Source organism: Rossellomorea vietnamensis (assembly GCF_008180415.1).
Lineage (GTDB): Bacteria > Bacillota > Bacilli > Bacillales > Bacillaceae_B > Rossellomorea > Rossellomorea vietnamensis_C.
In genome coordinates this window covers 18,054-30,627 of record NZ_VTEI01000013.1, presented here as the reverse complement: position 1 = coordinate 30,627, position 12,574 = coordinate 18,054, and the positions used below count along the sequence as shown (strand labels likewise).

The following is a 12,574-nucleotide window of genomic DNA, read 5'->3' as shown; positions in this document are numbered from 1 at the left end:
TTTTCGACATAAACCGGGGTGTGACTGTCACTCCAAAAATTCCTTCAAGCGCCTTTGATACTCTTCTTCTGCAACAGTATAGGCTTCCGTATGACCTGCTCCGCGGACAATCCAGAGCTCTTTTTCGCCTGATGCAGCTTCGTATAGGGTGCTGGCCATGTCCGTCGGCACGAGCTCATCTTGATCTCCATGAATAATCAATAATGGAAGGGTATTCTTCTTGACCTGTTCTACAGCCGAAGCCTCAGAGAATGTGTAACCCGCCCTGATATTTGTTACCACACTGGTTATCTCCATCAAAGGAAAAGCAGGGAGGTTGTATAAGTATTTCAGTTGATGGGCGAGTTCTTCCTCCACCGAGGTGTATCCGCTGTCGGCAATGATTCCTTTCACTTCCGGAGGGAGGTCCTCTCCACTCGTCATCAGCACGGTTGCGGCTCCCATTGAAAAGCCATGAAGATAGACCTCTTCAGCTCCATATTCATTTATTAATAGATCCACCCACCTAGTATAATCCTTCCGGTCGTCCCAGCCATATCCAATGTAGCTGCCTTCACTTTTACCGTGTCCTCTTGCATCGGGCTTGAGGACGTCATACCCCTGTTCATGATAAAACTTAGTAATACCGGGCATTTGTTCATTGCTGCCTTTGTATCCATGAGCCAGAATGACAGCTTTGCCATTCGGCTTTTCACTTTTTAAGAGTACAGCACTTAAATTTAAGCCATCGTGCGATTCCACTTTTACTTCTTCAAATGTTTGGTTCTCCGTCCACTCCAGGACTTCCTCCAATTTTCTCTGTTCCTCTTCATCCACCAAGGTGCTTGCTGTATCGGAACCTCCATACAGTTCTACTGATTCCTCGCTGCGATTGACCGCTACATTATAAAAATAATTGCCCGCCACAATAAATACAATCACCAGCAGCGCCGCAATGGTAACGCCCCATTTAAGAACCTTCTTCATCTTCAAACTCCTTTATAAATCAATTATTCTTCTCTTCTTTTTCTGAACATATCATTAGAGATTCTGGAACATCATGCGAGAATCATCCGATTCGTTCTGAAACCGATTTTTCTTTTCAGGAGATACGCTCACATGCTCCTTTTTTCCTGGTACATAACGGCATCAGCTTGTTGAAGGAGATCATGTATATTCCATGCCTCTTCCTGGAGGGACGAGCCAATCGAAACAGCTATGGAACTTCCGCCTTCTGTAACCCTGATTCCGCTTAGCTCACTCTTAAATTCCAACTGTATACGTTTCAGTTCTTCAGCGTCATCACAGAACCCCAGGACAATGAATTCGTCTCCTCCCCAGCGGGCAGATCCAAATACATCCCGCCGCTTCCGATTAAGCACCTTCCCGATTTCAACCAGGACCTGATCACCGGCCGCATGCCCGTATTCGTCATTGATCTGTTTAAAACGATTACAATCAATCAGCAGTACAAAAAGCTTCTTTTCCCTACTGTCTGCTATTTTAATATATTTGTTGAACCTTCTTGTCATGAATCTTCTATTAAAAAGATTGGTAAGAGGATCTCGCTCTGAATAGTAATTAGCTTTGTCATACTGAAAACCTGTCCAGTATGATATCAAAAGCAGAACTGGATATGCCAGCCAGCCGACAATATCCACAAACCCATCTCTATGAAAATAGTAAATTACATAAGAAGTCTGGATGACCATCACAATCAAGATGCTCGATATCCTGCCGGTGTATCTCATGACATCACTTCCTTTAACTGACAAGCCCTTGCCGCCTTGCTTTATCGCTTTAAACCACTAAAAGGGACTGTCCCTTTTAGTGGTTTAAAGCACTGAATTACCCTTTAACGCTTTACCAAGTTGAATTATACAGTATTTTTCCTTTTCAGGGGTATTGCTTTTACTCGGAATCCCCAAAGCTGTAAATGAGCATTTTTTCATAGGCATTTCCCGGCAGAATGATTTCTTTCTCCAAGTGGAAAGCTGTCTGGTTTTCCAGGAAAAAGATATAATCTTCGGGGGCATAGTATAAAATCAGTTGGATTTCACGGTGGGTTTCCTCAAGGGATTGAAGTATGTTATTTACCACCGCCATGAAAATACGAACAGAAAACGGATTGAAGAAATAGAAGACATTCTCCTCCGTGCTGATGCGGTAGGCCTGGGCCAGGCAGTTTTGGAATTGAACCTTCTCACTGGCATCCGCAAATTTGCTGCGATAATGCTTTCTGTTCTCAAGAGCCTGTCCATACAGGTATTCGTTCATTTCGACTCCTGTGACAGTGGATTGAAAACGATAATGTATGTAAAAGTTCAACCTGCCGGATCCACAGCCAAAATCCACTACATTGTCCGTCTCCTCAAACTCAACGAATTGAAACAGCCTGTCCAGCACCTCATAGGGAGTTGGTTCATATCGGTTATAATGATGAGATTCGTAAGAGGATTTTTGAACGGTTTCCGTCTTGATATTCAGCAGCTTATCATTCATAAAAGCTTCTCCTTACCCGCATTTTTCCTACAAGTATAACATTATCCCTTTAGAGGATATAATCTGAATAAAAAAGCCACTTCCATGGTTTCCATCGATTTTCATCGATAATTTCCGGGAAGTGACTCACGCTCATGTTGCCCCATTGCTGGAAGCAGCCGCATTATTTCGTTTTTGGATGGCATTGACCCCCATCACAACCGCGACAAGCTCCTGATTGCTCAGTGGGCTTGAATAATTCTCCAATTTATAGGCTGGTGAGGAAAAGAAGCCGCTGACTCTTTCAAAGCTGCAAATGACGGCACCTTTTTCATCAAGAACAGTATAGTCTTTTGAAAAAGCCTCTGATTCAATAGAAAATGTTCCTCTACCAAAAGAGTGATACTGAAATCTCTTGCTAAAGAAGGACCACTTCTGTCTCAACTCTCCCATTTCCTCCCCTTCTTTCCCAGAGACAATCCATCTGTTTCCTAAGAAAGGGAATTTACCGCTCGCCATCACCCGGCCTTCGTTATTCAAAATATCCCTACTGGCTGAGAATGCGCTTTTCAGGTCCAGCTCTCCAACTTTCTCTTTCTCCGAATTGTATATATCCGTTCTGCCTGAAGAAAAAAAATTGTCTGAGAAGTATAAAGTACCCATGATAACCCCCCAATGCTTCTTTCTTACTTATACGAAGCAAGGGAAGGAAAGTTTCAATTACCAGGCCTTGAAACTATAATTTAAATTAAACAGCCTGACCTATCTGAGATTTTTCCGACTCTTTTTCCAGCTATATTTACAGAAGCAACATAATAGCAGGATCCTGACTCCGCAGTTTCATCATAGTAATTCTTTCGTTCATATGCAGAGACGCTGGCAATTTGCTTAAACTCTTTCCCAGACCTTTTAAGCATTTACCTATCTTCTGCTCCAATCCGCATGCTCATCCATATGGACAAACGGGATATCTGTATCCACTTCTCCCGTTATTCGATCCAGCTCCAGATCTTCACCCTGCAGCCACTTGTTAAAATCGAACTCTACAGGTTCACGGTCACCTCCAAGCGCAAACCATGCCTTGAGTTCACTCGGAAAATAGGCAGACGTATGAATCGTCCCGGCCCAGCTGCCGTATAAATCTGAAAAAACTCCTTTATCGCTGTCATTAAGAAGCCTGAATGCTTCCGCAGCGTCACGGTTGCCATCCTCATTTTTCTGAAGGATATCCAGACGGCGTTTCGAGTCTATAAGGTGATTGCGGTTTTCCTCCAGCATGATTTCAAAGTGGTTCGTACAGGCATTGTTCTGGCGGACCCTAACACCACGCGGGGAGGTTTCCACTATAAAGGTTTCACTGCTGGAATCATGAACAATGTAACTGAAAGAATGCCGGTGGGGAATTTCCCGCAGCATTGCGACTGCTTCTTCAACATTTGCGCAGGCTTCCAATATCAAGCGGCCGATCATACAGCAAATGAACCCCTCACCAGGATTCTTTCGGTGCATGAAATTGTAGCCGATGGACAAACCTTTCTCATTCATCCCATCCATTCTGCCTGTCACACGCTGGCTCGGCCCAATGATCGCATACGCTTGATGATCGGTCGGCTGATACAATGTGTACCTGCCTTCATAGGTCTTGGGATGGTAATCGTAGTTGCGGATCAAGTAATTATCACCAGTCAAGATGGAGCACCCTGACTTCAAATAGTCGACCCGGTACCCTCCAAACTCCTTCAATATCCGTTCCATCGGCCATTTTAGGGCTTCCTGCAGTCCTAGCAACTCCTCCCAGACACCTGGAGCGAACCTTGTGACAGCTTCTTTTACTTCTTCCGGTTTTATGGTGAACCTCGGTTTGCGGACCTTCCATTGATTTTCACGGTTGATAACAGTGAGAGAATCTTTGATCCGCTCTCCCTGCATATAGCCAAAATCAAAATGGGTTCCCCGGAATTGGATGATTTCACTGTATATTTCTTTCATTTTGCAGCCCTCTTTTTTAAAAAACTTTCATTTAGAATAAACCATTGCAAAGGACAAATAAAGAATTCGGGACTGACTAGGAGACCGGGCTATAATAGATCAATCTGTTTCCGAATGGGTCGGTTACCTTTACTTCACGAGTATTCCAAGGCGTATCCTCTATCCCAGGTTTCATATATTTATAATCTTCACCTATTAGTAGCTTGTGCCATTCTTCTATATCACTCACCGGGATTCTTACCTCAGCCCCTGGGCAGGCGTCTCCGTGGTGCTCTGAAAGATGCAGGAGACAGTTCCCTTTTGAGATTTGCATATAAATTGGAAGTTCTTCGCCCCCATAAGCCCAGTCCATATCATACTAAGAAAGTCGAGATAGAATTCCTTCGCTTTAGCTTCATCAAAAATCCTCAAAACTGGGACAGCTCCTCCAAATTCTGTTCTTTTCATTTACCGGACCTCCTTGGAAAATAGTTATATACGAATTCTCTTTTACTACATTATAATTATCTGGGAATTGTCTTATCTTCACAAGAGGAGGAAATATAGTGATCTCCAAGAAACAATATATTTTCATCATCATCCTGGCAATCACCTTGGGAGTCCTGACCGCAATAAGGCAGATTAATTTCTGGATGACCGCCATCCTGATCTTCCTCAGCGTGACTCTTATTGTGTATATCCCATATGTCTGGTACATGTATTTTTCGAAAGACACTGAAAAGATAGAAGCTTATCTAAAGCAAAGAACCAAACAGCCTATTATCCATTTTTACTGCGGCCTCGCAGACTCAGATGAACGGGAAGTGGATGAAGCACTTCATTTGTTAAAAAAGAAATATAAGTCTCCTAATATCACTGCTATTTTTACAGTCGCTTATGCTGCACTTGAAAATAGGCTATCAGCAGTAAGGGACGATATCCTGCTGATTAAGGACCCTTCTGTCAGACAATATTATGAGGCATTGTTACAGGTAGAGGAAGGACACTATGAAGAAGCAGAAGAAATGAGCTCCACGCTGACAAAGCCATGGATGGGAGAGTCATTGAAAGCAGAGCTTCTTCATAAGAAGGGACTGTTTGAGCAGGCTGCGGTTCATGAAACAAAGGCGATTGAACTTACGAAGGGAATGCAAAGATATCTAAGTTAAAAAATATAAATCAATTTGAATGGCTGTTTTCCTGGGCTGATGGTAAATAAATCAACTCCGTCCAACCACAACATACTTTTCTTTTCTAAAGCCACCATCCATGTAAAAAGTGTAGATAAGGGTTTTTCTGAATAAAAGAAGGCTTTCCCGAAGGGTCCATCCCTCAGAGAAAGCCTTTTATTTATTTCTTCCTGATCGGTATCCACACTTCACACCTGTAATTTTCATCGTCTATATCACCTGGAGGGTATAATTCAAATTCAGGTCCTCCCMCATGTTCATAGCCTGTGGACGGAAACCATTCAGAATAAATCCGCTGCCATACATTTTGGATCGCCTGAGGCATGGGGCCGACAGATTCAAATACTGCCCAGGTGGATGCCGGGATTTCCTTCACTTCAAATTTCTCCTGCGGTTTGTCTGTTTGGGCTCCAATGAAATAAGTGAACTCTTCCTTTGGGTGGTCGAACTCCATGCAGATACCTAATAGGTCTTTCGCTCCGGCAGCTTCACAGATTTCCCTATCGAGTCCTTTTCGGTTGACTTCATCCCATAATACCGGAATGTCTTTTTTATTTTCCCCGTTTGCAGCCAATACCTTTTTGCCGATTCCTGCTGCTTTAAATCCTTCTTTTTCAATAATTTTGTAGTTCATTTCTTTCTCTCCTTTTAATTGAATTTGAAAGGAAATGCGAGGAAAGGCCTTTAAGGACACTTCCTGATTCCGTACCTGTGAGGGAGAAACACCATGTGCCCTTCTGAACGCTTTCGAAAACGATTCAGGTGTTTCATAGCCATACCGGAGGGCGGTATCAATCACTTTTGCCCCCGAATTCGACAGCTCCTGTGCCGCCAGTGTCAAACGGCGCTTCCTGATATACTCTGCTACTGTGAAGCCCGTCAGCATACTGAACATCCTCTGGAAATGAAATTTACTGCTGTATGTTAAGCGAGCCAGCTCCTCCATCTCGATATTCCCCTGTAAATTCTCTTCTATATAGCCAATACACTCATTCATCCTTAGCAGCATTTCCATCACAGTTCCCCCTTGCTCTCTAAGAATATCACCTTGTTAATGCAGGAACCTGTCGCCGACTGCTCTCCTATGACAGGTGTGGTTACCTTACTGTTCGGCAGAAAAACTGGATTCCCTTCCGTATTTTCGTATAAAAGGAAGCGAGAAAGTTAAAAGAGCGGCAGCCATTTCAAGAATCCCGCCATATGAAAATATTCTGAGGCGCCGTCCACTCCATCACCCATCCCGCTGCAGCCTGGGCAATCGGCACAGCTCTAGGTAAGGAGGAAGGGTAAAATATCATAAATTCCGAAGAGCCGGTTCCTCGGTGGGATATTTAATGTTTTCTCTATGGACTTGAAGAGAGGCGCTTTTCTTTCTTGGTTATCAGGAATTTACTATTCAACAATGGTGAGATTTTTCGATGTTTATTTTAAATGCAACAAATTTCAAGAAAAGAACCTCATTAAAAAAAACACCTATCCTGCGATAGGTGTCTCTGCCCTTTGCTTCCATTATTATAGAAGCTTACAAAAAGCATTTATAATAAACTCACCCTGTGCGGTATGCAATAAAAATATTGAATTTCGATAAAAAAAGGACAGACTGGTCCCTTTAAAAGTGAAGTATCAAAAATTTTAGTTGCATGCTGGTTCTCAGGGATATTATTCAACACAGGGTGAACCTCCTTTTAAATTCAAAATCTTTATGGTGACAGTCACACCCCGAGTTATGTCACAAATTGTCGACACGCTCACTCTACTTCCATGTTCTGAGGCGGAAGGTATTTAGTGAAATAAGCACCAGTTATCAAAAGGACGACTGTAATCCCCCAGCTGATAAACCCTATAAAGTCGAACCAGAAGGCAAACAGATTAACCACCGCAATGAGGTAAAAACATATGGAAGTTAAAGCTGTTTTAATACCGGTGATGCCCGCTGCCTTCCTTTTCCTATATACATAAATTCCAGAAATCAGCAGGGCAGCAATCAATACGACACTCAAGACAGCCTGATTCATTTCTAATTTCCTCCTTTACCTCATTCGACATATAACGGGGTGTGACTGTCACGCCCCGGTTATTCCTTGTTTATCCAGAAGATCTCTTATTCTCCCTAACTGCTCGTCATTTTCAACGATGACATAGTTCGGCTGTATCACTTTATTTCTGATTTTAAAGCTTAATTTATAGCCATTATCCGCTCTCTCATCCAATCCGTACAATTCATGCCAGCGTATAATCTTTTCGGTTTCATAATGCTTTACTTCCGATAATGGATAGTACCTCGCGTTCAGGATGATTCCCTTCGGCAGTATGAAAAAATTCCCGCGATGTCTGATGGCGCTTAAGATGATAAAAAAGAAGTATGCTGAAATAGAAAAAAGCGAGTCCAGCCAGTCGGTTGCCAGCAGAACAACAAGCAGGATGACTAGCAAAATCACAGACCCATAAGTTCCCCAATTTACCACTCTATATGATTTTGACTCCTTGGTGAGCGGTTCCATCTCCAGCCATTCGCCAGGCAGCAAAATGCTGGAGAACTCTTCTTTGCTTTTGGGATAAAGTGCATCCGTGGATGTCTCTGCTGCTTTCTTCAAATTAAAGCGGTATCGCAGTATAAAATAGATTCCGAGTAGGAACACCAATAGAAAGAACACATCAAGCATAGTAAAGCCCCCTTTTACAGCCCCATTCACTTATCCAATTATCTCATAAACAAAATTGGAAATTAACCCCTGAACCAATAGCCAAAAAAACTGGGCTGCCGACCAGCCAGCCTCCTGCCAATTTTAAATTAAAGCTTCTCTGCCATTTTTCTAAAAAAGGGAACAGCTTTGTCATCCGGAAGATTCTTTTCGATCCACTTCAATTCCCCGGAGTATAATTCTATGAGCAGAGCTGCCGCTTTTTGATGATTTTCGGGATTTAAATGCTTATAAATTTCATTCACTTTTGCCAGTTTATCAGCTGGCAGCAAGGCTCCCAATGCTTTCATTCCAAGCTGTGCCCGCTCGGGATGATATCTGTGAAGAAGAACCTTCGCCATTTTGAACATCCCGTGCTGCAAGACCTCAACACCCCATAGAGCATTTCCCCTGTTATAAGCTTTCCGGTATTGAAACAGAAACCAAGGAACATCAATCGCCAGCTCATAAAATTCTTCCGGAGACAATAATAGATTTTGGGTGGCTTCGTATTTTCCCAGCAGATTATCCGGGTCATACACCACTCTGAAGTAGTCTTTTTCCTTGAAACTCTTCTCTGTCACCGTGAATAAATCGACATGAAGCATATCATCGAACACCGCGATGATTTGCGGGGCGATTATAAAAATATCATCGTAGAATAATAAATTCCTATAGGCACTTAAGTGTTCAATCCGCCTCTTCAGAAACGCTTCTTCATCTTCCTCTTTTACCAGCACATACAGGTCCACATCTGAATGCTCATCTTCTTCTCCTCTGCCCATTGAGCCTTTCAAAAATATAGCCTGTACCCCTTCATCCTTCCGTAAACTTTCTGTAATTCTCTGCACTGCTGTTTCCTGTCTCAACATGCTCTCCCCCCTTAAAGTAAATATTACGCCATTATATTCCAATTTAACTCCTTTTTCAAGAAGAGAAATGATTTCCCGAGCTTGGATAAATTCATTCGGGTATCAATAAAGCCTCCTTTTATGTTCAGAAGAGGAGGCTTTATTGTGAGGAACAATACGTTTTGTACTCTTAATATAATGGCAACTGCACGTCCGTTTTGAATGCCATTTTTATTGATCTTTCCTGCAAAAAGCTGCAGATATCATCATAATATTAAAAAGGGTATGCACTTATCTGGAGGGAAATCAGATTCAGCATAAGACCTGCTAAATAGAGGAAAAAACTTCCCTTAATTCGAAATTTATAGCGTAAAAGGTTGAAATAGAGGAAAAATTTTCTCTTATTGACTTGAGAAACTCGAAAACAGGTGACTTTTGCGTGCTTAAGGGAAAAAACTTCCCTTATTTATCCCAAAACAAGCTCCCTTCAGCACTTTAACGGTAAAATCTTCCCTTATTTTCTTTTAATTAGCCTCCTTTTGTATCCTTTGTAACTATCAAACAGCACTATCCTCGAAAACAGCCTTACTAAAGGACATGCTATCTTATTTGACAACTATCCCTGGATACTAAGGTTTTTGGCTTAACGGGTTATCTCCGGTGAATTAAAGTGCACCTTTCAAACCAAAAAAGCTGCAGCAAAGGACTAAAAGAAGCTGTTTTAAAAGATTACGATGAACCTGTGAGTGAGCTTTTATTAAAAATTGTCCTTTGTATCTCTACTAAAGAAACCTGCCCAATACCTCGGCGAGTTTTTCCTTTTACAGATAAATAAAAAAACACCTTGAAAGATTCCAAGGTGTCCGTTTATGCCTTATATTTGTTGAAAGTTCCTGATATTATTGGCTTCCTTATCTGTTATATAGCCTTTTTCTATAAATCTATTGAGATGGTTATCGGTGAATGTGTAAGTTCCGTCTGCCTTTTTTTCTTCGTAGAATGATTTGATAATATTGAACATTATTTCTTCCTCCTATATTGTAGATCATCATTTAATTATTTTTTTGTTTTTTCGATATAGATTTATTCCCCATTGACCAGCTCGGTAAACATGGAATCTTTCTCAATTAGCGATTTCTTATGATAAAGAACATCCCGGCGCAGTGTAACTTCCAGCGTCCGGTTGTTTAGCCACCTCCAGCTCTCTCCAAGTGAAGGTGTAATCCTGCCTTTGTGGTCAGCTCTTACCGCTTCTTCCATTGTATTGAATAAAACATATAACCAGTTTAGTGGAGAAGGATCCACAACATGAAGTATCCCAGTGGTACTAATTAATTTCTTGTCCTTGTTCAGGTGCACATCCCCCTGACACAATACCTTTCATTTATACGCATGAGGTACTGGATTCATTACTTATGGAGAAATTGATTTTTGAACGTATAGGTTTTGCCTTCCTCGGAAACAGCCGGCTCTTCGGCTGCCATTCCTAAAACGGGTTCATCCCCTTCGCCCCAAAGGTATAAACCACCCGCGAAATAAACAGACTGTTTTTGCAAAACTTTAATATATTTAAAAATAACCTGATTTTTGTTCGCCAAAATCCGGCGCGTGACTGCCGCTCGGCCACAATAAAAAAGCACCCCAAATTGGAGTGCTTTTCAGGTATTTAATTTTAAAAAGCAGGATCCGCTATCCCTGTTTTTTCATAGCCGGCAGAAACCTGCCTTCGCCCTATTAATAAGGATCAGCTTCATGGCCTTTCTTAGAAGCATCATCTGCTGCTTGATTGGCACTTAAAGAGCCTTGGCCATATCTGGTTTTACCTGATTCACGGCCTGGAACTTTGTCTAGTTCCACGTCTTTCATTTCTTTCATTTCCTTCATCTTCATTTCAATGCCTTCCTTCACCCGGCGGCCGTAATCTTTATCCGCTTGCGTAAAGTAATCGATCATGGCATCTTGAATTTTTTTATCACAGATTGCAAGGGCATCAGAGAGGTTCTTGATTAATTCATCGCGCTCCCAATCTTCAAAGCTCCGGTATGTGTCCCCTGCTTGGCCAAAGTTATTTGGACGGTCAATCGGCGCAGTCATAGCTGCTGCGTTATAGGTTGGACGATGAGGTTTGCGTCCTTCTGGATCCGCTTCCTTAAATCCGCCGAGCATGGATGGCTCATAATTGATATGCGGATTTTCACCGGATTCTTTAGGATCGCGCACATCCATCTGCCCGCGCTGCTGGTTTGTATGAACAGGCGCTTTTGGTGCGTTCACCGGAAGTTTCAGATAGTTTGCCCCGACACGATAACGCTGGGTGTCAGAGTAAGAGAATGTACGTCCCTGAAGCATCTTATCGTCTGAAAAGTCCATTCCATCAACCAAGACTCCAGTACCGAAGGAAGCTTGCTCTATCTCGGCATGAAAGTCCTTGGGATTGCGGTCGAGGACCATACGCCCGACAGGCAGCCAAGGAAATTTATCTTCCGGCCAAAGTTTTGTATCATCAAGAGGATCGAAATCAAGTTCCGAATGGTAATCATCTTCCATGATCTGAACAAACAGCTCCCATTCCGGATACTCCCCGCGCTCAATTGATTCATACAGATCTTGAGTCGCATGAGCTACGTTCTTGGCTTGAATAGAATCTGCCTCATCCTGGGTCAAGTTGCGGATACCCTGTTTCGGCTCCCAATGATACTTCACCAAGACCGCTTCGCCCTTATCGTTCACCCATTTATATGTGTTGACGCCGGAACCCTGCATATGACGGTATGTAGCTGGAATGCCCCATGGTGAAAACAGGAATGTGATCATATGTGTCGCCTCTGGTGTACGTGAAACAAAATCAAACATCCTTTCCGGATTCGGTACATTTGAAGCTGGATCTGCTTTAAAAGCGTGAATCATATCCGGAAACTTCATTGCATCACGGATAAAGAAAATTTTAAGATTGTTTCCGACAAGGTCCCAGTTTCCTTCTTCCGTATACATTTTCACTGCAAATCCGCGCGGGTCACGAGCCGTCTCAGGAGAATCCTTCGCCCCTGCCACTGTTGAGAAACGGACCATTAAAGGTGTTTTCTTTCCTGCACCTGAAAATACTTTTGCACGTGTATATTTTTCTACCGGTTCATCGCCGGCTTTTCCATATGTTTCAAAGTATCCGAATGCTCCTGAACCGCGGGCATGCACCACACGCTCCGGTACTTCTTCCCGGTCAAAGTGGGATATCTTCTCTATGAAATGATAATTCTCAAGGGTAGCTGGTCCCCGGTCTCCAACCGTACGTGTATTTTGGTTGTCATAAACGGGGTGTCCCTGACGTGTTGTCAGAGTCTCTTTTTTCTCCCCGTCCTTTCCGCCTGATTGGTTCATATCTTTTTCATCTGCCAAAAAAATTACCTCCTTTAAAATCACTTTTACT

13 protein-coding genes and 1 pseudogene are annotated in these 12,574 nt (G+C 42.6%); 1 reads left to right on the top strand and 13 read right to left on the bottom strand.

All coding sequences use genetic code 11. The annotated features are described in order from the left end of the window. Nucleotides 1–27 precede the first annotated feature (27 nt). From FZC78_RS18385 to FZC78_RS18360, 6 genes and pseudogenes are all read right to left on the bottom strand, one after another. Entirely contained in the window at nt 28–966 is a 939-nt protein-coding gene (locus FZC78_RS18385; protein ID WP_148941546.1) for an alpha/beta hydrolase, read from the bottom strand. Nucleotides 967–1,094: 128 nt separating this feature from the next. Beyond that, on the bottom strand, nt 1,095–1,754 hold the full coding sequence (locus FZC78_RS18380; RefSeq protein ID WP_148941545.1) for a GGDEF domain-containing protein: 660 nt from the start codon (nt 1,752–1,754) through the stop codon (nt 1,095–1,097). 136 nt (nt 1,755–1,890) lie between these two features. Continuing rightward, the gene (locus FZC78_RS18375; RefSeq protein WP_148941544.1) at nt 1,891–2,481 is read right to left on the bottom strand and encodes a class I SAM-dependent methyltransferase; all 591 of its coding nucleotides are present in this window, start codon (nt 2,479–2,481) and stop codon (nt 1,891–1,893) included. Nucleotides 2,482–2,613: 132 nt separating this feature from the next. Then, nucleotides 2,614–3,123, bottom strand: coding sequence for a hypothetical protein (locus tag FZC78_RS18370; RefSeq protein ID WP_148941543.1), 510 nt, complete (start codon nt 3,121–3,123; stop codon nt 2,614–2,616). A gap of 258 nt (nt 3,124–3,381) precedes the next feature. After that, a complete protein-coding gene (locus FZC78_RS18365) occupies nt 3,382–4,449 on the bottom strand; it encodes a C45 family autoproteolytic acyltransferase/hydolase (RefSeq protein WP_148941542.1) in 1,068 nt (355 codons plus the stop codon). A 76-nt stretch (nt 4,450–4,525) separates the two neighbouring features. Continuing rightward, nucleotides 4,526–4,896, bottom strand: a pseudogene (locus tag FZC78_RS18360) (glyoxalase superfamily protein). A 98-nt stretch (nt 4,897–4,994) separates the two neighbouring features. Here FZC78_RS18360 and FZC78_RS18355 point away from each other — a divergent pair. Then, a complete protein-coding gene (locus FZC78_RS18355; protein ID WP_148941541.1) occupies nt 4,995–5,597 on the top strand; it encodes a hypothetical protein in 603 nt (200 codons plus the stop codon). A gap of 181 nt (nt 5,598–5,778) precedes the next feature. Here FZC78_RS18355 and FZC78_RS18350 read toward each other — a convergent pair whose 3' ends face one another. From FZC78_RS18350 to FZC78_RS18320, 7 genes are all read right to left on the bottom strand, one after another. Beyond that, the gene (locus FZC78_RS18350; RefSeq protein ID WP_148941540.1) at nt 5,779–6,633 is read right to left on the bottom strand and encodes an AraC family transcriptional regulator; all 855 of its coding nucleotides are present in this window, start codon (nt 6,631–6,633) and stop codon (nt 5,779–5,781) included. Between the two features lie 733 nt (nt 6,634–7,366). Further along, nucleotides 7,367–7,633, bottom strand: coding sequence for a hypothetical protein (locus FZC78_RS18345; protein ID WP_148941539.1), 267 nt, complete (start codon nt 7,631–7,633; stop codon nt 7,367–7,369). Nucleotides 7,634–7,681: 48 nt separating this feature from the next. Continuing rightward, nucleotides 7,682–8,281, bottom strand: a complete 600-nt coding sequence (locus FZC78_RS18340) for a hypothetical protein (protein ID WP_148941538.1) — start codon at nt 8,279–8,281, stop codon at nt 7,682–7,684. A 128-nt stretch (nt 8,282–8,409) separates the two neighbouring features. Continuing rightward, complete coding sequence (locus FZC78_RS18335; protein ID WP_148941537.1) at nt 8,410–9,171, bottom strand: nucleotidyltransferase domain-containing protein; 762 nt, start codon at nt 9,169–9,171, stop codon at nt 8,410–8,412. A gap of 853 nt (nt 9,172–10,024) precedes the next feature. Continuing rightward, the gene (locus FZC78_RS23830; protein WP_187442796.1) at nt 10,025–10,171 is read right to left on the bottom strand and encodes a hypothetical protein; all 147 of its coding nucleotides are present in this window, start codon (nt 10,169–10,171) and stop codon (nt 10,025–10,027) included. 62 nt (nt 10,172–10,233) lie between these two features. Next, entirely contained in the window at nt 10,234–10,509 is a 276-nt protein-coding gene (locus tag FZC78_RS18330; protein WP_148941536.1) for a hypothetical protein, read from the bottom strand. Between the two features lie 375 nt (nt 10,510–10,884). Continuing rightward, a complete protein-coding gene (locus tag FZC78_RS18320) occupies nt 10,885–12,525 on the bottom strand; it encodes a catalase (protein ID WP_187445009.1) in 1,641 nt (546 codons plus the stop codon). Nucleotides 12,526–12,574: the final 49 nt, after the last annotated feature.